The sequence below is a fragment of the Denitrificimonas caeni DSM 24390 genome, assembly GCF_000421765.1.
Taxonomy (GTDB): Bacteria; Pseudomonadota; Gammaproteobacteria; order Pseudomonadales; family Pseudomonadaceae; genus Denitrificimonas; species Denitrificimonas caeni.
In genome coordinates, this window is sequence record NZ_ATXQ01000005.1 from 52,765 (window position 1) to 79,515 (window position 26,751).

The 26,751-nt window shown below is 48.5% G+C and carries 20 protein-coding genes; 2 read left to right on the forward strand and 18 right to left on the reverse strand.

Translation table 11 applies throughout. The features are described 5' to 3' along the window. Positions 1 to 26: 26 nt before the first annotated feature. The 5 genes from H591_RS15720 to H591_RS0108795 form a co-directional block, all read right to left on the reverse strand. The gene (locus tag H591_RS15720) at positions 27 to 1,973 is read right to left on the reverse strand and encodes a methyl-accepting chemotaxis protein (protein ID WP_022966579.1); all 1,947 of its coding nucleotides are present in this window, start codon (positions 1,971 to 1,973) and stop codon (positions 27 to 29) included. Between the two features lies 1 nt (position 1,974). Then, positions 1,975 to 4,020, reverse strand: coding sequence for a methyl-accepting chemotaxis protein (locus H591_RS15100; RefSeq protein ID WP_022966580.1), 2,046 nt, complete (start codon positions 4,018 to 4,020; stop codon positions 1,975 to 1,977). 108 nt (positions 4,021 to 4,128) lie between these two features. After that, positions 4,129 to 5,397, reverse strand: coding sequence for an aromatic amino acid transporter (locus H591_RS0108785; RefSeq protein ID WP_022966581.1), 1,269 nt, complete (start codon positions 5,395 to 5,397; stop codon positions 4,129 to 4,131). A gap of 86 nt (positions 5,398 to 5,483) precedes the next feature. Then, a complete protein-coding gene (locus tag H591_RS0108790; RefSeq protein ID WP_022966582.1) occupies positions 5,484 to 6,632 on the reverse strand; it encodes a cation diffusion facilitator family transporter in 1,149 nt (382 codons plus the stop codon). A 26-nt stretch (positions 6,633 to 6,658) separates the two neighbouring features. Continuing rightward, positions 6,659 to 7,588, reverse strand: coding sequence for a DUF6929 family protein (locus H591_RS0108795; protein WP_022966583.1), 930 nt, complete (start codon positions 7,586 to 7,588; stop codon positions 6,659 to 6,661). Positions 7,589 to 7,731: 143 nt separating this feature from the next. Between H591_RS0108795 and H591_RS0108800 the strand changes: the two genes are divergently transcribed. Then, complete coding sequence (locus H591_RS0108800; protein WP_022966584.1) at positions 7,732 to 10,020, forward strand: YgiQ family radical SAM protein; 2,289 nt, start codon at positions 7,732 to 7,734, stop codon at positions 10,018 to 10,020. Positions 10,021 to 10,282: 262 nt separating this feature from the next. Here the strand turns inward: H591_RS0108800 and H591_RS16235 are convergent, their stop codons facing one another. Further along, a complete protein-coding gene (locus H591_RS16235) occupies positions 10,283 to 10,414 on the reverse strand; it encodes a hypothetical protein (RefSeq protein WP_022966585.1) in 132 nt (43 codons plus the stop codon). Between the two features lie 302 nt (positions 10,415 to 10,716). Continuing rightward, positions 10,717 to 11,715 carry an LLM class flavin-dependent oxidoreductase gene (locus H591_RS0108810; RefSeq protein ID WP_022966586.1) on the reverse strand — a complete coding sequence of 333 codons (999 nt, stop codon included), beginning with the start codon at positions 11,713 to 11,715 and terminating at the stop codon, positions 10,717 to 10,719. Positions 11,716 to 11,821: 106 nt separating this feature from the next. Here H591_RS0108810 and H591_RS0108815 point away from each other — a divergent pair, with 106 nt between their 5' ends. After that, positions 11,822 to 13,147, forward strand: a complete 1,326-nt coding sequence (locus tag H591_RS0108815; RefSeq protein ID WP_022966587.1) for an MATE family efflux transporter — start codon at positions 11,822 to 11,824, stop codon at positions 13,145 to 13,147. A gap of 80 nt (positions 13,148 to 13,227) precedes the next feature. Here the strand turns inward: H591_RS0108815 and H591_RS0108820 are convergent, their stop codons facing one another. The 11 genes from H591_RS0108820 to leuB form a co-directional block, all read right to left on the reverse strand. Next, positions 13,228 to 14,439 (reverse strand): O-succinylhomoserine sulfhydrylase, encoded by a 1,212-nt coding sequence (locus tag H591_RS0108820; RefSeq protein ID WP_022966588.1) that lies wholly within the window; start codon positions 14,437 to 14,439, stop codon positions 13,228 to 13,230. Between the two features lie 105 nt (positions 14,440 to 14,544). Then, complete coding sequence (gene purF, locus H591_RS0108825; RefSeq protein ID WP_022966589.1) at positions 14,545 to 16,050, reverse strand: amidophosphoribosyltransferase; 1,506 nt, start codon at positions 16,048 to 16,050, stop codon at positions 14,545 to 14,547. A 69-nt stretch (positions 16,051 to 16,119) separates the two neighbouring features. Further along, positions 16,120 to 16,632: a CvpA family protein gene (locus tag H591_RS0108830; protein ID WP_022966590.1), complete on the reverse strand. Its 513-nt coding sequence runs from the start codon at positions 16,630 to 16,632 to the stop codon at positions 16,120 to 16,122. 92 nt (positions 16,633 to 16,724) lie between these two features. Further along, positions 16,725 to 17,348, reverse strand: a complete 624-nt coding sequence (locus H591_RS0108835) for an SPOR domain-containing protein (protein ID WP_022966591.1) — start codon at positions 17,346 to 17,348, stop codon at positions 16,725 to 16,727. Between the two features lie 109 nt (positions 17,349 to 17,457). Beyond that, positions 17,458 to 18,735 carry a bifunctional tetrahydrofolate synthase/dihydrofolate synthase gene (folC, locus tag H591_RS0108840; RefSeq protein ID WP_022966592.1) on the reverse strand — a complete coding sequence of 426 codons (1,278 nt, stop codon included), beginning with the start codon at positions 18,733 to 18,735 and terminating at the stop codon, positions 17,458 to 17,460. A 5-nt stretch (positions 18,736 to 18,740) separates the two neighbouring features. Further along, complete coding sequence (gene accD / locus H591_RS15105; RefSeq protein ID WP_022966593.1) at positions 18,741 to 19,673, reverse strand: acetyl-CoA carboxylase, carboxyltransferase subunit beta; 933 nt, start codon at positions 19,671 to 19,673, stop codon at positions 18,741 to 18,743. Positions 19,674 to 19,758: 85 nt separating this feature from the next. Next, positions 19,759 to 20,403 carry a phosphoribosylanthranilate isomerase gene (locus tag H591_RS0108850; protein ID WP_022966594.1) on the reverse strand — a complete coding sequence of 215 codons (645 nt, stop codon included), beginning with the start codon at positions 20,401 to 20,403 and terminating at the stop codon, positions 19,759 to 19,761. Beyond that, on the reverse strand, positions 20,387 to 21,280 hold the full coding sequence (truA, locus tag H591_RS15110; protein ID WP_022966595.1) for a tRNA pseudouridine(38-40) synthase TruA: 894 nt from the start codon (positions 21,278 to 21,280) through the stop codon (positions 20,387 to 20,389). Before truA ends, H591_RS0108850 begins: the two co-directional genes overlap by 17 nt. Positions 21,281 to 21,283: 3 nt before the next feature. Continuing rightward, on the reverse strand, positions 21,284 to 24,103 hold the full coding sequence (locus H591_RS0108860) for a FimV/HubP family polar landmark protein (protein ID WP_022966596.1): 2,820 nt from the start codon (positions 24,101 to 24,103) through the stop codon (positions 21,284 to 21,286). Positions 24,104 to 24,425: 322 nt separating this feature from the next. Then, on the reverse strand, positions 24,426 to 25,538 hold the full coding sequence (gene asd, locus H591_RS0108865; RefSeq protein ID WP_022966597.1) for an aspartate-semialdehyde dehydrogenase: 1,113 nt from the start codon (positions 25,536 to 25,538) through the stop codon (positions 24,426 to 24,428). An 83-nt stretch (positions 25,539 to 25,621) separates the two neighbouring features. After that, entirely contained in the window at positions 25,622 to 26,704 is a 1,083-nt protein-coding gene (gene leuB / locus H591_RS0108870) for a 3-isopropylmalate dehydrogenase (RefSeq protein WP_022966598.1), read from the reverse strand. Between the last annotated feature and the right edge of the window lie 47 nt (positions 26,705 to 26,751).

A 26,751-nucleotide genomic window follows, 5' to 3' on the forward strand; every position in this document is an offset into this window, starting at 1 on the left:
GCAACTGTTGCATACGCATGATCGCACTATTTCTTTACATCAACCGTAAACTCACCGACAAGTTGGCTGAGATCATCTGCCATACTGATCATCTCCTCACTAATGTGAGTAATACTGCGTACCGACTGTGCATTATGGGTACTGGCATTGGCGATATCGCGCAAGGCAATCACCACTTGGCTGCTGGCTGTTTTTTGTTGGCGTGTTGATAAAGAAATTTGCTGAGCAGCACTGCTGGTTCGACTTGCTGCCTGTACCAGTTGGCCTAGGTCTTCAGCGGTTTCTTGACTAACTTGCATACCCAATTGAATGGAGCTTGCGCCTTTTTCTGAAGTAATCACCAAGCGGTTAATCGAGTCTTGTATTTCTTGAATACGGTCTTCAATTTCATGAGTGGAGTCAGTCACACTGTCGGCGAGACGGCGAATTTCACTGGCCACCACCGAGAAGCGCTTACCTGATTCGCCGGCACTGGAGGCTTCTAGAGCAGCGTTAAAAGCAATCAATTTGGTTTGATCCGCCAGCGTATTGATCAAATCCATCACTTTGCTGATTTCTTTAGATTTGCGCCCTAGCTGCACAATTTCTTGCAGACTGTTTTCACTGTCATGGTGAATATCAGCCATACGCAATTGCAAGTGCTGCATGGCATCCGCGCCTTTCTTACTGCTTTCTAAGGTTAAATTGGCCACATCCACCACAGACTGCGAATGATCGGCAATTTGTGTCGAGGAGGCTGAGAGTTCTTCCATGGTCGAGGTGATTTCCGCAACGGAAGAAGACATCTGCTCCACGGCAGCAGCCATTGACTGGCTGACTTCTTGCTGTCGATCAGTATTGCGACTGACTATGCCTGCTGTGTGTGCCAAGTTATCGGCTGTTTCTGAAAGACGACTGGAACTGCGCAGCACACCGCTTATGGCTAGCGCTAAGCGCTCTAGCAAGCTGTTAGTTTGCGCGGCCAATTCACCCAACTCTGCTTCATCGGTTGTTTCTAAGCGTTGTGATAGATCCAGAGTGCGCGAAATATATTTAAGCTGCTCTTGAAAATGTTCAAGTGGAGATGTGAGTGCGCGCGTCAACCACAACACTAGCAGCCCACCAGCGAATAACACTGCAGCTGTTAATAACAGGAGCTGCTTGAGTAACTCTGTCTGGACTGCTTGCACTTCTTGCGCATCAACTAATAACAAAAAATGCCAGTCAGTGCCTTCAACATTTGTAGCAGAAGCAATCCATTGGCGATCATTAAAGTTCACATACTGCAAGTCTGAATCAGCGACATTATAATCAGGCAATACTTGCGCTAAACTTTTTTGCTGCAGAGATGCATCGCTGTGGGCAAGAATTTTTTGCTCGCCATCAAACATCAACAGCTGACTGCTCCAGCGCATTTTCAGCTTTAACAGTTCATCAACAATCATAGAAATATAGATGTCGCCACCCACCACTTGCTGGGGATCCTCCTGCAAAGGAACCGCCAAGGTTGCAGTCAAATTTCCAGTTAGGGCATCTGGATAGGCAGAGGTTAAAATCAAACTATTCGCTTGTTGCGCCTGAATAAACCAAGGACGCTTGCGCGGATCAAATCCTTGCGGCACATCAATGGCAGGGTTTGATTGGATAAACTGTCCCTGACCGGTTCCTAAGTACAGCAGACTATAACCGCCTGCCTCACGTCCTGTGGTCAGCATAGTTTGCCACTGCTTTAGATCGTTTGATTGTGCAGGCAAATAATGCGCCAAGGCCAATATTTGCTGTCTTTTTGCATCAAGCCATTGTTTGGCTAACAAGTTAGTCTGCTCTAAACCACCCTGCATCTCACTCTGCACTGCACGGGTAGACTCTTGCTCCAGTAAACGACTGGCCAGCATACTGAGCATCAATAGCGCGACCAGCATTAAAGCAATAAATGACAGTAAGAATTTTTTCTGCAGCGCTTGTTTACGCCACCAGTGCACCATACCTTGCATGTTATACGTCCTGTTTAATTGGCTGACTGGTCAGCTTTTCAATGTGATGCGGCTCATCTTGATGAAACTCACGAACCAAATGACTCAAATCTTGCGACATGCTAATCATTTCTTCGCTAATTCGCGTGATATTGCGCACTGACAGGGCATTGTGGCTACTGGCATTGGCAATGTCACGTAAAGCAATCACGACTTGACTGCTGGCCGTTTTCTGCTGGCGCGTTGACAACGAAATTTGTTGTGCAGCACTACTGGTTCGACTGGCCGCTTGTACCAATTCATTCAGATCCTCAGCGGTTTCCTGGCTGACTTGCATGCCCAACTGGATCGAGCTGGCACCTTTTTCTGAAGTGATCACCAAGCGATTAATCGAGTCTTGTATTTCTTGGATACGGTCCTCAATTTCATGGGTGGAGTCAGTCACGCTGTCAGCAAGACGACGAATCTCGCTGGCCACCACCGAAAAGCGCTTACCTGATTCTCCAGCGCTAGACGCCTCTAAGGCGGCGTTAAAAGCAATCAGTTTAGTTTGATCGGCAAGCGTATTGATTAAATCCATAACCTTGCTGATTTCTTTGGATTTACGCCCCAGTTGCACAATTTCTTGCAAACTGTTTTCGCTGTCGTGATGGATATCAGCCATGCGCAACTGTAAATGCTGCATGGCCGCAGCACCCTTCTTACTGCTGTCCAAGGTCAGACTGGCCACATCCACCACAGATTGTGAGTGATCAGCAATTTGCGTTGAGGACGCTGATAGTTCTTCCATTGTCGAGGTAATCTCCGCCACTGAAGAAGACATTTCTTCCACAGCTGCAGCCATTGACTGGGTGACTTCTTGTTGTCGATCAGTATTGCGATTCACCAGTCCTGCGGTAAGGGCTAAGTTATTTGCCGTCTCGGTAAGGCGGCTAGAACCAGATTGCACACCACTGATGGCAACAGATAAACGTTCCAGCAAGGTATTAGTCTGTGCGGCAAGCTCACCTAACTCTGCCTTATCATCGGTTTGCAAACGCTTGGATAAGTTAAGCGTGCGAGTAATCTCCACCAATTGCTGTTGAAACAGTTGTAGCGGTCGACTTAATGACACAGCCAGCGGATACAACAACACGAGGCTCACCAGAAGCAATCCAGCACCGATCAATAGTGACTGATACAACTGCTGTTCAATGGGCGCCATAAAATCACTGCGTGGCACTTCAACCACTAGATAACGCTGCAAGTCTGCCAGCCAAACCACGCCGACAAAGAGTTGCTGCCCTTTATAAGTAATTTCTCGAACTTGCGCTTTGTGCTGATTGAGCAGTGTTTGTAATTCCTCCGACGCACCCAGATCACTGATCAAGGCATCATCGGCACGGACTTCAACTAGCCCATCTTTATTAGCCAAAGACGCTCTGCCATGCTCGCCTAAACGGTAGGAGCTGATCATTTTAGCCAACTGCAACATGCCCAAGCCGACACCCGCTACGCTGACAGGTTCACCGTTGCTGTTGACTGCACTACCGGTGTAGTTAACGAACATCTGCAACTGTGTACCAGTAAAAGCATTAGTGTCTAAATTCAGCTCATAGGGCAATTTACTGGCTAAATAATTGAAGTACCAAGCATCCTGCGTATCTTCACGCAGGATGTGTCGGCGGTTAAATTCGCCATTTTTAAAGTGGTAATAATTAATCGTGCTGCCATCATTGCCCGCTAGAAACACCGCACCTGCATTCAACTGCTCGCTTATCACTGCCATTTCTTCGACGAGCAAGGGCAACTCTGTCTCTGACATCCCACTTCGTATCCAGCGCTGAACAAACGAGTTTGCCGCCAGACTGCGTGACACTTGTAGACTCGGTGTTAACTGTAAGGCCACTTCAGAACCAAGATGCTGCAACTGCGCCGGCAGCTCATACTCGAGCAAACTCTCCACTCGGCTTTTTGCATAAAAACCCGATTGCAAAACCAAGGTTAAGCCGGTCATCACCGCAAAAAGAACACCAAAAGATAGAAATAAACGTAAGCGTAAAGACAATTGATTCCAAAAAGTTCGCATTGCTGATGCCTTCCGCCGAGTAAGTATTGATTATGTGGGCAAAATTACCGTTATAGCCATGTCTAAAGCAAGGATAATCATTGGTTAACTCCATATCTCATGCCACAGCTAGCCTTTAAACATCGGTAATAATTGCAGTAGCAATAACACCTGCGCGACAAAAGCGGCGACAGCGAAAACCACAATAAAAGCAATCATTGTAGTGCCGCCAAACACTTGATAGTCGGCTTGAGCAAAACGTTTACGACTGGCCCTCACCAATAAAGCTGGGACTAAGACGGCCCAAATAGCCGCCATCAAACCCACATAGCCCATCACTTTGACAAAACCGGTAGGAAAAACCAAGCACGCCAGCAAGGGTGGCATAAAAGTCAACAGCGCTGTTTTAAAGCGTCCGCTGGCAGTGTCAGAAAAATTAAACACATCACGAAGATAATCAAACAGGCCGAGCGTCACACCTAAAAACGAACTGGCAATCGCCATATAAGCAAACGCACTCAATATTCCGGCGATATTATCGGTGGTGATATAGGCCGATAACGCTTGCAATAGCACAGCCACGTCACCGTCAGCAGCGATGACCGGCGCAAACTCAGCCCGCGGCAAGTTGCCCTGCACCGCCAACTGCCAAAGTAAATAAATAGCCAGTGCCAGCAATGAGCCCCACAAAATACTGCGAGCCACGGGTTGTGCTTGTTTGTTGTAGTAGCTAACTAAACTGGGCACATTGCCGTGATAACCAAAAGATGCCAAACAAACCGGCAGTGCCGCCCACAAGTAGGGCCAATAACTCTGCTGCTCTTGCACATCAAGATTAAGCAAAACACTCGGTGTCACCGTTGGTACAAGTGAGCCAACAGATAGAAAGAAGCTGGTCAGCATGCCGCCAATCAGGATTGTTGCAAAGCGATCAACCACCTTGGTTGAAATCCATACCGAAGTGGCCAAAACCAACAGGAAAACTACTGACGACAGTTGCCGTGATGGCTGTAGCGGTTGCTCAAACAACCAGCCACTGGCTGCGACTAAGGTGTTTTGAGTTAAACCACCACCGACAAAAATATAGGCATAGGTTAAGGAGTACAGAACAAAAGCGACCGCCACACCAGTGATTAGATTCCAGCGCGGCCCGAGCAATGCATTGACCACAGTATGAAAGCTCGCGCCTTGTGGGAAATGTAACGTTGCCTCTAACAGCATCAAGCCCGATATGTACATACAAAACCATACATACAGCAATAACAACAGCGAACCGATAAACCAAACACCCGAGGTCGCCGTGGGGTTGGCCAGCATACCGGCACCAATTGCGGTTCCAGCAATAATCATCGCACCGCCGAAACGGGTTGGTTTAGAGGGACGCTGGCTGGCCGTCATAGCAATTCTTTTAAAGTCTTATAAAGCGCCATATTCTACCCATAAGTACGTTGTTATGCGCATTAAAAGCGCAGCCCCCTCACCTACTATGGATAGCTGTATAAAACCCGCACTTCACCGATATAATTGAGCGCCTTAACTTTCTCCTGCAAATGCTGATTAAACTGCTGTGCCTGTGCATCCGCGGCTTGCATGCTGCGCACTAAATCGACATGCACTTGGCCATTTAAATAGTGCAAGACTGCTCTATCCCACTCGCTGGCATCAAGTTCTTCAGTCCACACGCTGCGTAAGTCGGCCAGCACTTCTCGGCGTAACGGCAAGTCAGCACACAGCACGGCGAGCGAGTCATCCTCTGGATCAATGTGAACTAAGGCATTACTAATATCTTCATGCGAGTCAATGAGCTTTAAGCGCACATACTCTGAAATCTTATGCCCCTCAGAAACGCTTAAACGCTCATCGACAACAATGTGCACATCAATCAGATACACGCCGCCCATCCGTCGACTGCGCAACATATGCACACCGCGCACGCCCTCAACATTGCCAATAATGCGTTTCAACGCCGCGGCAGTTTTCGGCTCCATGCCCGTATCGACCAATTCACGTAGCGAACTCCAAGCTTGCGTCCAGCCGATATGACCAATCATTAAAGCCACGCCCACGGCTGCAAAAGCATCAAGATAAGGTAAACCCATTAAACTGCCGGCTACACCGACCAGTACGACAATTGAAGAAATCGCATCGGAGCGGTGATGCCAAGCATTGGCTTTGAGTAAGCCCGAATTAAACTGCTTAGCAGCGCGAATGGTGTATTGATACAGGCCTTCGTTGGCCAAAATAGAAATAGCAGCAATCAACAGCACTATGGGTGTGGGCTGTAATAGAGTTTCGGGGTTAAGCAGGCGCTGTGCAGAATCAAAAACGATACCTATAGCGGTGATAATTAACACCACACCTAAAGCAACCGTAAAGGCGGTTTCAATCCGCGCATGTCCGTAGGGGTGCTCTTTATCTGCCGGTTGATTGCTGTATTTAGCGGCAAACCAAACCATCAAGTCGGTGCTTAAATCCGCTAACGAATGCACACCATCAGCAATCAACGCATGCGACTGACCAATAATGCCAAAAACAACCTTAGCAACAGTCAGGGCTAAATTTACGATAGCGCCAACGACACTGGTATTACGCATCGCCGTATTGCGTGCTTGCGCACGTTGTTGAGCGTCCATCAGCAATCCTCCATTTAAATCAAAGCTTATATAGGGTAATCAATAGTGGTTTCTAACAGCTGCGCAGGAACATTTGGGTCATCCGCATCACTGACTAAATACAGTTGCAGTTGACCATTAATCTGCTTGGCGCTAATGCCTTCTAGCTTATAAATCGGTTGTACCGGTTTAATCCAGCGCAGTTGCCGCTGCGCATCAATCAAACCAATTGCCGCAGCAACACATTCGCCGTCCAGATAGCTGTTATCAGTATTTTCTGCCGCGGCGGTAAAAACACAGACACCATCGTCGAGCGCATAGGCATCGGTGAAGGTCAGCGGCACACCGGCAACTTCACCTAAGTCGTAATAATCAATCCGCTGTGGCTGGATCATTGCCTGCTCGTCACGGCCCTCAAGTAGCGTATAGAAATCTGCTAAAGCGTACTCAATCACTGCATTGTTACGGTGTTGATTATTGGCGCGCTGCCAGAGCTTTAGACAATTCCCGTGAATCACCAGCCCTTCGATATTCAGATCAGCAAACACCTGTTCAAGCGGCTGATAAAGTTTGTGCAAGTCAAACAACTGCGCTTGTGCTGCAAGCTGCTGCGGCCCAATGAAAGGCCAGAGCATGGCGCGCTTACGCTGCGCAGTTGAACCTGAACCAAACGCCAGTAAAGCACCATGTGGGTAGTTTTTTGACACTGGTAAACAGGTCAGACTCTCAAAATCAGGCTTAGCCGCCTTGCGCTGTTTTGCATCGGCAGGTAAATCACCAGGAATAATGGTTAACACCGCTCCAGGTCGCTGATCAAGCAGTGAAAACACTCCCATCACCAGCTCATCGTCAGCCACCACATACAACGTCTGATCCACAATCCACATGCCACTGGCAGCACTGAGATGTGGCTGCGCAGAGGTATTATTTAAGAGTAACTGACGAACTGCGCGTAGTTGTAAAGATTCGACTTGCATCTAATTTATCCAATCGGCCTGCATTCTGGCGGTATGCAGAGCACTTTAGCATAGACAGGCCACTTTACTCTGCTGACTCAATCCTAGCCTCTATCACTGACATTTATGCTATATTTCGCAAATCTTGATATAGGTCAATTTTCATGCACGCTGCTAAACCCTTATACGACTATCCAAAATACTGGGCCGAATGCTTTGGTCCTGCGCCTTTCCTGCCAACTTCTCGCGAAGAAATGGACCAATTGGGCTGGGATTCTTGCGATGTCATCATCGTCACGGGCGATGCTTATGTCGATCACCCTTCTTTCGGTATGGCGGTGATTGGCCGCGTTCTGGAAGCGCAAGGGTTTCGCGTTGGCATTATCAGCCAACCCGATTGGCGCAATAAAGACGACTTTATGCAACTGGGCGAGCCTAACCTATTTTTTGGTGTGGCTGCGGGCAACATGGATTCGATGATCAACCGCTACACCGCTGATCGTAAAATTCGCTCCGATGATGCCTACACCGCTGGCGGTGAGGCTGGAAAACGTCCTGACCGTGCCAGTTTAGTCTACAGCCAACGCTGCAAAGAAGCGTATAGCAATATTCCAATTGTGCTTGGCGGAATTGAAGCATCTTTGCGCCGTATTGCTCATTATGACTACTGGCAAGACAGCGTGCGCCGTTCGATTTTGATGGACGCCGCAGCTGATATTTTACTGTACGGCAACGCTGAGCGCGCAATTGTTGAAGTGGCGCAGCGCTTGTCTTGGGGTGAGTCAATTGCTGATATTGATGATATCCGCGGCACCGCATTTATTCGTCGCAATACCCCAACCGATTGGTTTGAGCTGGACTCTACGCGCATTGACCGCCCTGGCCGGGTTGATCGCATTATCAATCCTTATGTCAATACCCAAGACACTGAGGCCTGCGCCGTTGAGCAGCAAGCGGCTAACCCCGTCGGACAAGATGATGTGCAAGTTGTTCAGCTACTCGATCATCCGCGCCTGACTCGTGAACGTACTGTTATTCGTATCCCCTCTTTTGAGAAAGTACGTAACGATCCTGTACTCTACGCGCACGCCAACCGTGTCTTGCACCTGGAAACCAACCCAGGTAATGCCCGCGCGATCGTGCAACGCCATGAAAACCAAGATATTTGGCTCAATCCACCACCGATTCCATTGACCACAGAAGAAATGGATTATGTGTTTGGCCTGACCTACGCACGCGTGCCGCACCCAAAATATGGCAAGGCAAAAATTCCGGCTTACGAAACCATTCGTTTCTCCGTCAACATTATGCGCGGTTGTTTTGGTGGCTGTACCTTCTGTTCGATTACCGAGCACGAAGGTCGGATTATTCAAAGCCGTTCGCACGATTCGATTCTGCAAGAAATCGAAGACATGCGCGACAAGGTGCCAGGCTTTACTGGCGTGGTGTCTGATCTCGGCGGCCCTACCGCCAATATGTACCGACTGGCCTGTAACAGCCCAGAAATTGAAGTGGCATGCCGCAAGCCTTCTTGCGTATTCCCGGGGATTTGCCAGAACCTCAATACTGATCATACTTCGCTGATTGAGTTGTACCGCAAAGCACGTGACATTCCAGGGGTGAAAAAAGTACTGATTGCTTCCGGTTTGCGCTATGACTTGGCCGTTGAGTCACCTGAGTATGTGCGAGAGCTGGTTACTCATCACGTCGGCGGTTATCTGAAGATTGCTCCCGAGCACACTGAAGAAGGCCCGCTTGAGCACATGATGAAGCCTGGTATTGGCAGTTATGAGCGTTTCCGTAAAATGTTTGAACGTTTCTCTAAAGAGGCGGGTAAAGAACAGTATTTAATCCCTTATTTTATTGCTGCTCACCCGGGCACAACTGATAAGGACATGCTCAACTTGGCCTTATGGTTGAAAAGTAATAACTTCCGTGCTGACCAAGTGCAGGCGTTTTACCCTTCACCCATGGCGACCGCTACGGCGATGTATCACTCTGGGAAAAACCCACTGCGCAAAGTGACCTATAAAAGCTCAGCGATGGACATTGTCAAAAGTGAGGAGCAGCGTCGTTTACATAAAGCGTTCTTGCGCTATCACGACCCAAAATCTTGGTCACTGATCCGCGAAGCGTTAATTCGTATGGGTCGTGCTGATTTAATTGGTGACAGTAAAAATCATCTGATTCCTGCTCAGCAACCTGAAGCTGACGGTTACCGCAGTGCGCGCCGTAAAAACTCAACTCCAGCGAAAGGTGAGAAAACCGCGCGTCCATTGCTCACTCAGCACACTGGTTTACCGCCACGAGCGACAGGCGCAGCCGATGATAAGCCGCAGTGGCATAAACGCGAGCAAGCTAAAGCCGCGGCTGAAGCCAAGCTACGTGCTGACAGAAGCAAGAAACCTGCAGCGAAAGGCGGCAAGCGTAGCTCGCCGGCTAAGCCACGCTAGTCATACAAGGTTCTTGAAGTACGGCGCATGATTCTTTGCCTTGCAAGGAATGCCCACTCGATGCGTAGCGTTCACTCGAATGCAACATCACTGCTCATTGAGCAGCGTGTGGGTGACCTGGCAAGCGTAGTCATGGATGACGCAGCGCCCGAATCGAGACGGAGTCTCGTGAGGGATAAACGACATTCACACACTGCGACATGCACATAGACATCTAAACACTTTGCTTTAGATCTGCACGTAACGTACTTCGGGGTAAGTGTTAATCCGTCGATGAACCCATCCAGGGTTCAACTCCGGCATTCGCCATCCCTAGCTCACTCACCACACCCACCCCGAAGTACTCGTTGACCACTTGCAGGGCTTGCACTATTGCAGCCTGAATAAGTTGCATAGATGTTTAATGATCTAATCATTTTAAAAAGCCGTACTCCATATTGGCAAACAACATCACTGACCAACGAGTATCTTGTTGCTGTCGCGACCAGCGGAGCCAAGGATGGCGCAGCCTCGAATCGGGTCAGGATGACCCGTTGAGAGAAAAGCGACAGCAACAAGGTACGGCATGCGCATATCGCTCTGGATACTCTGCAATGTTAAAGACACTCAGCCTATGCATCGGATTAAAACGCAGTCGCTGGCATGGCCAGCTCATACAGGGTTCGAAGCTCTGGTTGATCATGTGCAGGGTTTGTACTATTGCAACTCAGCCAGAATTTCAAACGAACGCAAGCGATCAGCGTGCTCATACAAATCACAGGTAAAGATCAGCTCATCGGCTTGAGTATGCTGCAATAACACCTGCATTTTCTGCTCAATCGTCTCAGCACTACCAATCATCGCCATGCTTAAAAACTCATTTACAGTCTGCTCCTCATGCGGCTTCCACAAGCCTTGCATACTCTCTACTGGCGGGCGCATCAGCATACTTTGACCACGGATCAAAGCCAAAATACGCTGATACGTCGTAGTCGCCAAATACTCAGCACGAGCATCCGTTTGCGCAGCAACCAAAGGAATGCCCAGCATCACATACGGCTTATCCAAAACTGCCGAAGGCTTAAAGTGACGACGATACAACTCAATCGCCTGCATCATCATGCGTGGTGCAAAATGCGAAGCAAAGGAATACGGCAAACCCTTCTCCGCCGCCAACTGCGCGCTAAATAAGCTGGAGCCCAACAACCAAATCGGCACATGACTATCCACACCTGGCATCGCAATCACTTGCTGATCGGAATTTCGCGGGCCTAAGAATTTTTGCAGTTCAGCCACATCTTCAGGAAAGTCATCCGAACTTCCGCTACGGTCTCTACGCAACGCCCTTGCGGTCAATGGATCGGTGCCCGGCGCACGACCAAGCCCCAAATCAATCCGCCCCGGATACAATGCTTCCAATGTACCAAACTGCTCAGCAATCACTAACGGGGCGTGATTAGGCAGCATGATTCCACCAGCACCCACTCGAATACGCTGCGTACCGGCAGCCAGATAACCAATCAACACAGAAGTCGCCGAACTAACAATGGCATCCATATTGTGATGTTCTGCCACCCAAAAACGATTAAAACCTAAAGTTTCAACATGTTGAGCCAAAGCCAATGAACGCTGCAAGGCTGGCGCTGGACCTTGATCTGTATCTTTGCGCGAAGCCAAATCCAATACCGAAAAAGCCACTTTTTGCTGATTACTCATAGCATTGTTCCTCATACATAAACCAATTGGACACTAGTGTACCAGCATCACATTAAGACCTTATGAGTGCTACCATAGCCGCCCCATCGCAGTCTTGACAGCAGCCATGCAAAACAAATATCTAGCAGACCAATCCCTACCACGCGCTTTATTTAGCATGACTTGGCCAATGCTGTTTGGCACCGTCGCGCTAATGAGCTTTCAGTTGGTCGACAGTATTTTTATCAGTATGCTCGGCATGCAACCTTTGGCGGCATTAGGCTTCACGCTGCCTCTGCATCAACTCCTGATCGGCGTGCAAATCGGTATCGGCATCGCCTCCACCGCACTCATTTCCCGCGCGCTTGGCGCAGACAACCCAGAACGAGCCAAATACTTAGGCGGGATTGTAGTGCTGACAGGTTGCTGCGTTTCTTTCATTTTATGTACGCTGATTTGGCTGCTACGCCTGCCTTTGCTCAGTGCTCTGGGCGCTAGCGCAGAACTCTTACCCTATACAGAAAACTATTGGTTGCCTTGGCTAACCAGCGCTTGGCTGGGCGCTTTTTTATATTTCGCCAACAGCATTTCCCGCGCCAATGGCGATACCAAGCTGCCGGGATTGATGATGGTGGTGACCAGCGTACTTAATATGCTGCTCGACCCCTTGTTTATTTTCACCTTTGATTTAGGCCTGGCTGGAGCAGCTTACGCCACTATTGTCGCTTGCTTAACCGGCGCAACAATTATGTATTGGCGGATCCTCAAGCGGCACTGGTTGGCTTTTGATCCCAGCAAGCTCGCCATCGGCCCAGCCTTACGCGATATTTTCCAAACCAGTGCCCCAGCGATGCTAAGCCAACTGATGCCCGGCACAGCTGCATTAATGGCGACACGTCTAGTTGCGGGGTTTGGTGGCTCCGCCATTGCGGCATGGACCTTAGGCAGCCGTCTCGAACTCTTCTCAATTGTGATTGTGCTGTCGTTGACCATGGCACTGCCGCCGATGGTTGGCCGCTTATTGGGTTCAAAACAATTAGAACGTGTCCACAGTCTCGTACTGATTGCCGTACGCTTTGTCATCGGCCTACAGGTTGTCATTGCTTTATTTTGGATGGCCAGTCGCTGGTGGATAGCTCCGGCACTGGCGCCCAACCAAGCCACTGAAGTCTATCTAATGAGCTATATGCTCTGGGTACCCATCAGTTACGCTGCACTGGGCGTTTGCATGTTGATGGTCTCGGTGTGTAATGCGCTAGGTATGCCGATGCGCGCAGTATGCATCTCGACCCTGCGCTTGTTTGTTTGCTACTTACCTGCGCTGTGGATTGGCGCCAGTTTGGCAGGCATGAGCGGCCTATATATTGGCGTACTCATCGGTAATATTGCGGCAGGCATATTAGCCTGGCAACTGTATCGCCATGGCTTACGCCATCTACAACCGGCCAAGTAACCTCTGAAAAACTTCATCAGTAGCACAATAAAAAACCCGCTAGCTTGCGGGTTTTTTATTGAACAGCAGGTAAAGCTGAATCAAAGCGCGTTTAAACCACGCTGCACATCCGCTTGAATATCAGCAAAGTCTTCTAAACCCACAGCAATACGAATTAAACCATCATGAATACCGGCTTTCTCACGCTCGGCAGCCGGTAAGCGGCCGTGTGTGGTGGTGCCAGGGTGAGTAATAGTGGTTTTGGTATCGCCAAGATTAGCGGTAATCGAGATCATTTGCGTGGCATCAATAAAGCGCCATGCCGCCTCTTTCCCACCTTCGACCTCAAAACTCACGACCGCGCCAAAACCACTTTGCTGCTGCTTAGCCAACTCGTGCTGCGGATGGCTGGCTAAACCTGAGTAATAGACTCTGGTGACTTTGGCTTGCTGCTCAAGCCACTCGGCGAGTTGCTGAGCACTTTGACAATGTGCATTCATCCGTAAGCGTAAAGTTTCAAGACCCTTCAAGAATACCCAAGCATTAAATGGGCTCATAGTTGGGCCTGCAGTGCGCAAGAAACCGACCACTTCTTTCATTAACTCAGCACTGCCTAAAACCGCACCACCCAAGCAACGACCCTGCCCGTCAATGTATTTCGTCGCCGAGTGGATAACAATGTCAGCGCCAAGAACTAATGGCTTTTGCAAAACTGGCGTGCAAAAACAGTTATCAACAACCAGTAAAGCATTGGCGGCATGCGCAATCTTACTCAGTGCTCGAATATCAGCCAGCTCAGCTAGAGGATTGGACGGCGACTCGACAAACAGCAACTTGGTTTTCTCAGTACAAGCGGCTTGCCAAGCGTCTAAATCATCAATCGGTACATAGGTGATCTGAATGCCAAAACGCGCGCAGTACTTGTCAAATAAACTGACTGAAGCACCAAAGATGCTGCGTGAGACTAAGACTTGATCACCCATCACGCACAAGCTCATCACCGTCGCTAAAATCGCTGACATGCCTGAGGCTGTCGCTACGCACTTCTGAGCACCCTCTAAGGCAGCCAGGCGCTCTTCAAAAGTACGTACGGTTGGATTGGTGTAGCGTGAATAAACGTTACCATCACGATCACCAGCAAAGGTTGCCGCCGCATCAGCTGCACTGCGAAATACGTAGCTTGAGGTGGTGAAAATCGCCTCACCGTGCTCAGCTTCAAAACTGCGATGCTGCCCTGCACGCACAGCGAGCGTATCAAAACCTGCATCACTGAGTTCACTATTGAGCCGACCTGCTTGCCAATCCGTCTTCATGACTTGCACCTTATTCACTTAAATAACTGGCAGAGCACCGCGTGTTAAACAGCGCCCTGATTTGCAATGCGGTAACATTAACGTCCCGCTTAAAAGATCAGCGTCTTAGCTGTTATGCAAACCGATGGTGGCATGGTTGACTTGCTCTCCAGCTAACTCAAAATCATTACGCTCGCTCTCAATACGTTGCAAATACTGCTGATCAATATCGCCAGTCACATAGACGCCATCAAACACAGCACAATCATATTGATCAATTTTGATTTTTCCACCGCTCACTGAATCGATCAAGTCTTCCAAGTCTTGATAGACCAGCCAATCGGCTCCAATCAAATCAGCTACTTCTTCAGTGCTACGGTTATGCGCAATCAACTCATGTACGCTTGGCATATCAATGCCATACACATTTGGGTAGCGCACAGCCGGTGCTGCAGAGCAGAAATAAACATTCTTGGCTCCCGCTTCGCGAGCCATCTGAATGATTTGCTTACAAGTCGTGCCGCGTACGATGGAGTCATCCACGAGCATGACGTTCTTACCGCGAAACTCTAACTCAATCGCATTGAGCTTTTGACGAACTGATTTTTTCCGCTCTGCCTGACCTGGCATGATAAAGGTACGACCGATATAACGGTTTTTTACAAAACCTTCCCGGTATTTCACACCTAAGCGGTTAGCTAACTCAAGCGCTGAGGTGCGACTGGTGTCAGGGATTGGAATAACCACATCAATATCGTGCTCTGGGCGTTCGCGTAGAATTTTATCAGCGAGCTTCTCACCCATGCGCAGGCGCGCTTTGTATACAGAAATGCCATCAATGATGGAGTCTGGACGGGCCAAATAAACGTGTTCAAAAATACATGGTGTCAATACTGGATTTGCCGCACATTGACGGGTATGCAATTGGCCATCTTCGGTAATGTAAACTGCTTCACCCGGTGCCAAATCACGAATTAAAGTAAAGCCTAGGACATCCAAAGCCACGCTTTCAGAAGCGATCATGTATTCAACACCGGCATCGGTATGACGCTGGCCAAATACTATCGGGCGAATACCATTAGGATCACGGAAGCCCAGCACACCATAGCCAGTAATCATCGCAACCACGGCGTAGCCACCACGGCAACGCTCATGCACGCGCGTGACTGCAGCAAACACATCTTCTTCAGTCGGCTGTAACTTGCCACGCGTGCTCAACTCATGAGCAAATACGTTAAGCAGCACTTCAGAATCGGAGTTGGTGTTTACATGACGCAAATCAGATTGGTAAATTTCTTGAGCCAACTGCTTTACGTTAGTTAAGTTACCGTTATGCGCTAAGGTGATGCCGTATGGCGAGTTGACATAAAAGGGCTGCGCTTCTGCACTACTCGAACTGCCTGCAGTTGGATAGCGAATATGGCCAATGCCAACATTACCAATCAGCTCTTTCATATGGCGGGTGCGAAATACATCACGCACTAAGCCATTGTCTTTGCGTAGAAACAAACGTCCATTCTGAGTTGTCACCATTCCAGCGGCATCTTGGCCACGGTGCTGAAGTACGGTAAGCGCATCATACAGCGCTTGATTAACATTTGATTTGCCTACAATACCGACAATGCCACACATGAAACGCGACCCCTGCTATGTCATTCTAAATGTAGACAGCCATAAGACTAACAACTGCCTGTTGTGCACTCACTGCTGAGCATTAAGTGCTGTAGTGACCCACTGCCCGGAGAAACCTAAAATCAGGTTTTTTGACCAGTCAGCTATCAATAGAAAATGCGGAACCAAAGTAGATTGTTGCCACCAAGAGTCTTGCTCAACCGGTGCCAAACTCAACAATCCGACCAATATCACCACTAAAAACAGTCCGCGCGCAGCACCAAACACCATTCCCAGCAAACGGTCAGTGCCGGTTAAGCCTGTCGCTCGAATCAGTTGTGCTAATAGAAAATTAATCAGGCCGCCGACTAACAGCGTCACTACAAATAATAAGGCGCATGCAGCAATGGTACGCACTGAAGGAATATCAATATAAGGCTGCAAATGATGGGCTAGGCTACCGCCAAACATCCAAGCAACAACGCCCGCAAAAATCCAGATAACCAGCGACAACGCTTCTTTAACAAAACCGCGACTGAGGCTGATCAAAGATGAAATCACAACGATGCCAAGGATAACCAGATCAACCCAATTGAAAGACACGGAATAAACTACCTGCTGTATAAAGTCAGCATTTTAACAGAGCTACTCATGACTGATAAGCGCTTGTTACTGTTTTAATGCTGAATATGCATTTAAGGCTGGTAGCGCACGACAAAACACTCTTGTTTTTCACGGGCTTTTAGACTTTTACACATCGACTGTGCATCGGTTTCCTTGACCAACGGGCCAATCAAAACACGGTGCACGCCATCGCTGCTGCGCACATAAGCATTGTATTGCTTTTGGCGATAGGTATCGCGCAGTGCTTCAGCGTTGGCTTTATTGGTGAGACTAGCCAACTGTACAGACCAAGAAACAGGCAGGTTGTTTTTATCAATTCCTGGAGCAATGACGGGCTGCTCAGGCTTTTTGCTAACGGGCTGAGTCACAACAGGCTTAACTGGTTGCGCTACGACAGGATCTGCTGGCGCAGGCTCCACAGCGACAGGCTGAGCTGGCGCACTGTCAGTTGTGAGAGGTTGTTCAGTAATCACCGCACCATCCCACTCATCATCGATCACTGGTTCTGGTACAGCAACTTCGGTAACTGGGTATTGCGGTTGCTCAGGCACGACAGGCATTGGCGGCGCTTCTACAACAATCTTGCGGGCAGGATCTTCTTGCTTGAGCAGCATCGGTAAAAAAATTACTGCTAATGCAATCAGTACCAATGCACCGACAATGCGTTGTTTGAGCTTGCTTTCTGCACCTGCCATATTCGCCTCATTTTTATCATGCGCTGTATAAAACAGCTGGTCTAAAAAATCTACTTAAGCACACTTGCTATGCTTTAACAACGCACAGGGCAATACTCTACAAACTTATTTATTGTTGCCGCTCCAGCCACAGTAATGCTTCAGCAACAGTGTAGAAAGAGCCAAAGATAATAATTTGATCATCTGCAGTGGCCTGGACGCACTGCGCCTCTATTGCTTGAGCAATATTGCCATAACTCGCAACAACAGCCTGGCGGGCTTCTAGAGCACCGTGCAAAGACTCAACACGGCAAGAGCGCGATGTTGGTAACGGTGCTACCGCCCAATTGCCAATCTGCGCTTGCATGCAATCGAGAACACCCGATAGGTCCTTATCATCGAGTACTCCCAAGACAGCGAGGCGTCGACCTTTGATAGGCTGCGCAGCCAAACGTGTCGCCAAATAATGCGCAGCATGCGGGTTGTGCGCAACATCTAGCAGCAAAGACAATGAGCGCGATTGCCATTGCACAGTCACGTTTTGCAGTCGACCTTGCATTGTCGCTTGGCATAACGAATCAATCAGCACCTGCGGTTGCCAAGGCAAATCAAGCAGCGCATAAGCCTGTAGCGCAACAGCGGCATTTTCAACGGGCAAACTGAGCAAGGGAATATCTTGCAGATAAATAGGGTTACCCTGTCCATCTAAGCCGCGCCAATGCCAAACATGCTCACTTAATGCCAAGTCGAAATCACGACCACGTAGCACTAAAGGTGTTTTCAATAAAGCTGCACGCGTAAGCAATTGCTCAGGCGGATCAATATCACCACAGACTGCCGGTAACTCCGGACGGAAAATACCGGCTTTTTCATAGGCTACCGAATCGCGGGTATCGCCGAGCCAGTCTTTATGATCAATGCCAATGCTCGTGACGACAGCAACGTCTGCATCGATAATATTAACTGCATCCAGACGACCACCTAGACCGACCTCAAGAATAACCACATCCAGCGAGCTTTGTGCGAACAGCCAAAAAGCGGCCAAGGTACCCATTTCAAAATAGGTCAAACTGACTTCAGCGCGAGCTTCTTCTACTGCAGTAAAAGCTGCACACAGCTGCGTATCACTGACTTCTTCAGCATTGATCCGTACGCGCTCGTTGTAACGCAACAAGTGCGGCGAACTGTAAACACCAACGCTAAGCCCCTGCCCAGCAACCAGACTGGCCAATAACGCGCAGGTTGAGCCCTTGCCATTGGTGCCCGTCACAGTGATAATTTTTTTTGCAAGATGCGGTAATCTCAAGCGCTGAGCAACTTCTTGCACTCGCGCCAAGCCCATATCAATCTCATTGGGGTGCAATTGCTCTAAATAACTTAGCCACTGTTTGAGATTACGCGTATTCATATCAATTAGACTTGAGCGTCAGCAGTTGGACTGGGAGCCGCATCAGTCGCATCAACTGCTTCCATATCCATCGTTGGAATTGATGGAGAGTTCATCAGTTGACGTAGCACACTGGCTACCCGTGAACGCAATTCGCAGCGCGGAATAATCATATCAATCGCACCGTGATCGAGTAAGAATTCACTGCGCTGGAACCCTTCAGGCAGTTTCTCACGTACAGTCTGTTCAATAACCCGTGGACCCGCGAAACCTATCAATGCTTTCGGCTCAGCCACGATGACATCGCCAAGCATCGCTAAACTGGCTGACACGCCACCGTAAACAGGGTCAGTCAACACCGAGATAAAAGGAATACCTTCTTCACGTAAACGCGCAAGTACGGCAGACGTTTTCGCCATTTGCATTAAAGAAATCAGTGCTTCTTGCATACGTGCACCGCCAGAGGCAGAAAAACACACAAATGGGCAGCGCTGCTCTAATGCAACGTTTGCTGCTTGGACAAAACGCTCACCAACGATTGCACCCATCGAGCCACCCATAAAGGCAAACTCAAACGCAGCAGCGACCACCGGCATGCCTTCCAAAGTACCACTAAGGGCAATCAATGCGTCTTTTTCGCCAGTTTGCTTCTGTGCAGCGACAAGACGGTCTTTATACCTTTTGCTGTCGCGGAATTTAATTCGATCAACCGGCTCAAGGTCGGCAGCAATTTCTTCACGACCTTCTTTATCTAAAAAGATGTCTAAGCGTGTACGTGCATTAATGCGCATATGATGCTGACACTTCGGACATACATCTAAGGTTTTCTCGAGCTCAGGCTTGTATAAAACCGCATCGCACGATGGGCACTTATGCCATAAGCCTTCAGGTACTGAACTTTTCTTAGTTTCAGAACGCATGATTGATGGAATCAATTTATCGACTAACCAGTTGCTCATCAGTTGTCTACTCCGCCTAGAGGCCAGTGACAATGCACTGCGCCTTTATTATTTGTTTAATAATGATCAGGTTACTGACGGCTTGCTAACCTAAGCCGTCACATCGCTGAGCATTTTTCATTTGCACAGCATATAAGAATTTGCGCATTTTATCTGCGTCTTTAAGGCCTGGGCTGCTTTCTACGCCACCACTGACATCAACCGCCCAAGGCTGCACCTGCTGCATCGCCTGACTGACATTATCCGCATGTAAACCCCCAGCGAGAATTAGCGGTTTGGCTAAATTGTCAGGGATTGCCGACCAATCAAAGCGCTCACCTGTGCCGCCATGAATGCCTGGAACCCATGCATCCAGCAAAATACCTTGTGCGGTGCTGTATTGAGCAGCACGCGCAGCAATATCAACACCTGGCTGCATACGTAGAGCACGGTAATAAGGTCTAGAAAACCCTTCGCAGTCAGCAGGTGTTTCATCGCCATGAAATTGCAGAACATCCAAGGGTAACTGACTTAGCAGTGTTTCTATCTCCGCACGAGGCGCATTGACAAACAACCCCACCGTGCTGATAAAAGGTGGCAAAGCAGCAATGATTTTTTCTGCCTGGGCCACACTGACAGCTCTTGGGCTTTTGGGATAAAACACCAGACCAATCGCATCAACACCAGCTTGCGCAGCAGCCAATGCATCTTCGACACGAGTAATACCGCAAATTTTAGTTCGTATTCGCACAGATACTCTCTTTCTCTTCACTCAAAAAGTCAGGTAGACCTGAAAGAAAATGTGGCCCCAGATAGCGTTTAGGCAACTTAAACTGCTCTGGATACTCAACTTGCACCAGATACAGTCCATGCGGCGCAGCAGTCACGCCACCTTTTTTACGATCACAACTCTCCAGCACGGCTCGCGCCCACTCAATCGGGCGTTCACCAGCGCCGATCATCATCAAGACACCGGCCAAATTGCGTACCATGTGGTGCAAAAAAGCATTGGCGCGCACATCAATAATGATCAGCTTGCCAAATTCAAGTAACTCTAAATGGTGAATGGTGCGCACCGGCGATTTTGCTTGGCATTCGCTGGCACGCAGAGCATTAAAATTATGCGTACCAACAAAACATCGCGCCGCTTCGCGCATTTTTTCGATATCAAGCACCTGGTGCGTCCAAGTCACCTCTTCTGCTAAATGCGCTGGACGCACCTCATTACTGTAAATAACGTAACGATAACGCCGCGCCATCGCACTGAAGCGTGAGTGAAACTCAAGTGGCATGGCTTGCGCCCAAGTCACACTGATATCTTTTGGCAAGTAGCGATTGGCGCCCATCACCCAAGAGCGCATCGGTCGCTGTACCGATGTGTCAAAGTGAATCACCTGATTACAGGCATGCACCATCGCATCGGTGCGCCCAGCACAACTAATGCGCACAGGCAAACCAGCATTGATCTGCTGCAAAGCGTCTTCAAGAAAGCCTTGAATACTGGGTGTGCCGGCACTTTGCAGCTGAAAGCCACGATAGTTAGCACCTTTGTACTCAACACCTAATACAATTCTAGAAACGCCAGCGGCAGCCTCTTGGGCTGCCGCTGGCGTTGTTTCAGTTAGCATGAACTATCCTAATTGAGCGATCATTTCACGTGCTTCATCTTGTTGCGCAGGCGTGCCTTCAGCAACTACCTCGTCAAGAATGTCACGCGCACCTTCAGCATCACCCATCTCGACATACGCACGAGCCAGGTCAAGCTTAGTTGCTGTTTCATCAGTACCGGCCAACATGCCGAAATCATCATCTAATCCATCTAAGTCTTGGAAATCATCAGCACCCACCAATGAACCAGTTGCTGTCTCGGATGATGAGATCCCAGAAGCACTCTCCAAGGTATCTACAGCTGGAGCTTTTGCCGATGTGTTTAATTCCAAGGTGTCATCACTGAGACCAGAAGTCAGATTATCCAGCTCTGCGCTAACCTCATCTAATTGCATACTGAAATCGCTGTCGAGCTGATTGTCAGTTTCAAAGTTAAACTCATCGTCAAGCTCAAAGCTTGGCGATTCTGTATTTTGCGTAGCCGGCAAATCAAACTCAAGATCAGAAAGCGATAGGTCAGCTAAATTGTCTTGCTCAGTAGCTACTGGTTTACTTTCAACTGCAGCATCTAGGTCAAAATTAAAATCACTGAGGCTATTTTCTATGCTTTGAGGCTGAACTTGCGCGGCAGAATCATCATCTAAAGAAAGATCGAGATCAGCATCAAAACTAAAGTCACTGCCGGCGGCTTTAACATCTGCCTCAGTTTCTGCAAGCAATGCTGAAAGATCGTCTAACTCAGTCGCTACAGTTGAGTCACTAACGTTCACATCTGCCGGCAAATCAAGCGTCAGATCGTTTAAATCAAAATCATCAAAAGCACTGCTCTCTACGATATTTTCAACTTGTTCAGCATCAAACATCTGCGGATAACGCGCTTTAATTTGAGTAAGTTCTGCAGCCGCACCACCAATCTCAGAAATCTCCTGGATCTGACGAGCAAAACCATCACGATCTTCTAAGTCAGCGTAGACCTCAACCAGCTTTAGACGTAGATCAATACGCTGCGGCTCTTGGTCAATTGCTGCGCTTAACACGCTAGCTGCTTGATTAAAGCGGCCAAAACTTATGTAACTACTCGCTTCAGCAATAGGATCAGTTGCCTCTGCCTTAAACTGACTTTCAGTTGCTTTGGTTTCAAAATCAAACTCTTCGGCAAAAGATGAGTCAGTGTTATCGTCAACTTGGTTTAAGTCACTATCAGATAAGAAATCAGTATCCACTGATTCTTCTGCAACAACAGGCTGAGCACCATTTACTGATGGGTCGGTCAGTTGTGCATCGTAAAACTCAGCTTCTTTGCGCGCATTGCGACGCGAAATACCCATTAGCAACAAAAGCAGTGCTAAGACGGCACCACCACCCGCTGCAGCAAGTAACATCGGATCGTCCATAACCTTTTCGACTAGGCTCTTCTCTTCTTGCACAGGTACTGCTGCAGGAAGAGTTGCTTCAGGCTCCACGATCGGCTCAGGTTCCACAATAGGTTCAGGCTCAACTACCGGCTGCGGATCAACGGCTAACGTTTCAGCCTCTTGAGCTTCGATAACTTGATTCGGCTCTTCGACTATAGCCGCGACAGGCTCTACAGGCTCACTGGATTCAGCAGCTGTATTCTGAGTATCTTCTCCTGTTGTTGACGTACCATCATTAGCAGCAGTCAAGTCAGTTTCGGCTACTGGAGCGACCTCTAGGGTTTCAACCGGCGCATCTACTGAATTCTGCAGTTGAGCAAGCTGATTGTCTTTTAACTCAATTAAACGCTGTAGCTTTTCTAACTGACTATTGAGGTCGTCAACACGACTTTTGAGATCTTCATTCTCTAGTGCCGTTGAATCTAAGCGCTCTTTGGTTACTGCTAACTGATCTTGCACAGCTTTTGCATTCGCCCCATCACCTTGATCAGCAGCTTGTTGTGCTTGACCTGGTGCATCAGCAACCAATCTTAAGTTATCGGTCTTCTCAACAGTAGCAGGTGCGGCACCGGCTTCACTACGATGAGTTGCATCGAGCTGACGCTCAGCGCCTGTTTGTGCAACACGCTCTGTTTTCCAGCTCGTGTTTTGCTGTGCAACTTGAGCAATCGCTTCGGCACGACTGCGGCTGTTAATATCTTGTTCAGTTGGCAAGCGTAAAACTTGACCACTTTTCATCCGATTAATATTGCCATCTAAAAAAGCATTCGGATTTAAATCTTGAATCGCCAGCATGGTTTGATGCACTGATGCATTACCACCTACACGCGCAGCAATCTCCCATAAAGTATCATTTCTCTGAACACTATACTCAGAGCCTTGTAGAGCATTATTCGCCCGCGCTGCTGGCTGCTTTACTTGTGCAGTAGAAGTAGATGCTTGCGGCGCGCGAATCTGCTGCTGTACAGCAGGCGCAGAGCGGCTGACACTTGCGGGTTGAGGCGCATAAATGACTTGCTGCGGTTTATACAACGGCGGGTCTAGCAATACGGTGTATTCACGCAACAGGCGACCATTTGGCCACAAAATCTCTACTAAAAAGTTTAAATAAGGCTCTTTAACAGGGTTCGCACTCGTCACGCGAATGACGCTTTTCCCATTGGCGTTAAGCACTGGCGTAAACTTTAAACCAGTTAAGAAAAACTGCCGGTCAACGCCAGCCTTACTGAACTCTTCGGGCGAGGCCAACTGAGTTTTAATTTCAACTGAGGTTAAGTCACGTACTTCTAACAAAGAAATCTCAGCTTCAAGTGGCTGGTTTAAAGATGACTTAACGGACAGATCACCTAAACCCAAAGCATGACTCAGACCGGATGAAAACGCTGAAGCAGCAGCAACTGCCAACACCAATTTGCGAACTTGAAGCATATAGAGTTATCCCTTTTTATTCGTTCCGGATACCCGGAGGGTTTTGAATGTACTGCTCACAATCGTCATTAATTGACGGTCCCCGCCAGCGTCATTCAACCTGGTTCCGCTTTTGCAACTAGAAACATTATTCAGTCTAGTCGCTAAGTATCTTTTACGGATAGAGTTTTATCAACATTCAATCGACTTACTCAAGCCATATCAAGCCCGTTTTGCCATTATTATCAGACACACTGCACATTTTCAAACACTGATGCGGACTACTAAATAAATAGGCATACAAAAAGCAGGACAAAGCAGCTCTGCATGCCTATTATTTAATTTACCGCTCTAACAAAATACGCAACATTCTACGTAAAGGTTCTGCCGCGCCCCATAACAATTGGTCACCCACAGTAAAAGCACCTAAATAATGTGAGCCCATATTGAGTTTACGTAAACGACCAACTGGCACACTTAAAGTACCCGTCACCGCAGTCGGCGTTAACTCTTTCATGGTGATGTCTCGTTCATTCGGAACTAAGCGCACCCACGGATTATGTTGGCTGATCATATTTTCGATATCAGCCAAAGGCACATCTTTATTCAACTTAATAGTTAATGCCTGGCTGTGGCAGCGCATCGCACCGATACGCACACATAAACCATCCACTGGAATTGGATTTTTAAAACGACCCAGGATTTTGTTCGTTTCAGCTTGCGCTTTCCACTCTTCACGGCTTTGACCGTTCGGCAGAGCGGTATCGATCCAAGGAATTAAGCTGCCAGCCAGCGGCACACCAAAATGATCGGTCGGCAATTCATCACTGCGCTGCATTTGTGCAACTTTACGATCAATATCTAAAATCGCACTGGCAGGATCTTGCAATTCACTGGCGACTGCATTGTGAATACTACCCATTTGACGAATCAGCTCGCGCATATTTTGCGCACCAGCACCACTGGCTGCTTGATAGGTCATGGCACTCATCCATTCGACTAAGCCTGCTTCAAACAAGCCGCCCAAGCCCATCAGCATCAAACTAACAGTGCAGTTACCACCCACGTAATCTTTAACGCCAGCATCCAACGACTGATCCACAACCTTGCGGTTAACAGGATCCAGCACAATCACTGAGTTGTCCTTCATGCGCAAAGCCGATGCTGCGTCAATCCAATAACCATCCCAGCCTGCTTCACGCAGCTTAGGAAACACTTCATTGGTGTAGTCGCCGCCTTGGCAGGTCAAGATAACGTCTAGCGTTTTCAGCTCATTGATATCATAAGCATCTTTTAGCGCGGGAATATCTTTGCCAATTGCTGGCCCTTGCCCACCTACGTTCGAGGTAGTAAAGAATACCGGTTCAATTAAGTCGAAATCCCGTTCTTCGAGCATACGTTGCATGAGCACTGAGCCCACCATGCCACGCCAACCTACTAGACCTACACGTTTCATCACGACTACACCTATTGTTAAATTAATAATCCGCTCGCCGCTGTTCATCACGGCGTCGAACGGATGTATTGAGTTAAACGAGTTTACAGTTTTGCAAGCGCTGCGACTACTGCATCACCCATTTCAGCGGTGCCAACTTTGCGCATACCGGCGGAGAAGATATCACCGGTGCGCAAACCTTGATCCAGTACATCGCTGACCGCTTGTTCAATCGCATCCGCTGCAGCAATTTGATTGAAGCTGTAACGCAGCATCATTGACACCGACAAAATTGTTGCCAATGGGTTAGCAATGCCCTGTCCAGCAATATCCGGTGCTGAACCGTGGCATGGCTCATACATACCTTTGTTATTCGAATCCAATGACGCTGATGGCAGCATGCCGATGGAGCCGGTCAACATTGACGCTTGATCGGATAAAATATCGCCAAACAAGTTGTCGGTAACAATCACATCAAACTGCTTTGGCGCTCGCACCAACTGCATTGCGGCGTTATCAACATATAAATGGGTAAGCTCCACATCGGGATAGTCTTTACTCACTTCAATAACAACTTCACGCCATAAGCGGCTGGACTCCAGCACGTTAGCTTTATCTACAGAGCACAGTTTCTTGCTGCGTAAGCGCGCCATATCAAAACCGACTTTAGCAATACGGCGAATTTCGCTTTCGCTGTACGGCAGCGTATCAAACGCCATACGCTCACCATTTTCGAGCGTCACAGTATCACGCGGAGTGCCAAAATAAATGCCCCCGGTCAACTCACGGACAATTAGGATATCCAAACCTGATACAACTTCAGGTTTCAGTGTTGATGCTTCAGCCAGCTGTGGATACAAAATGGCTGGACGCAAGTTACCAAATAGACCTAACTCTGAACGGATTTTTAGCAAACCGCGCTCTGGGCGAATCGCACGATCTAAAGTGTCCCACTTAGGACCACCCACAGCACCTAAAAGTACCGCATCGACTTCACGTGCCAATGCTAAGGTTGAATCAGCCAAAGGTACGCCATGTTTATCAATCGCCGCACCACCGAGCTCGCCTTCAACCAGTTCAAAACCTAGGCTGTACTTTTCGTTAGCCAACTCTAAAACTTTGACCGCTTCAGACATGATTTCTGGACCGATGCCATCACCAGGTAACACAAGAATCTTTTTAGACATTTCAAATACTCAGCGCCACAGTGCTTCACACTACAGCGCAGTTAGTT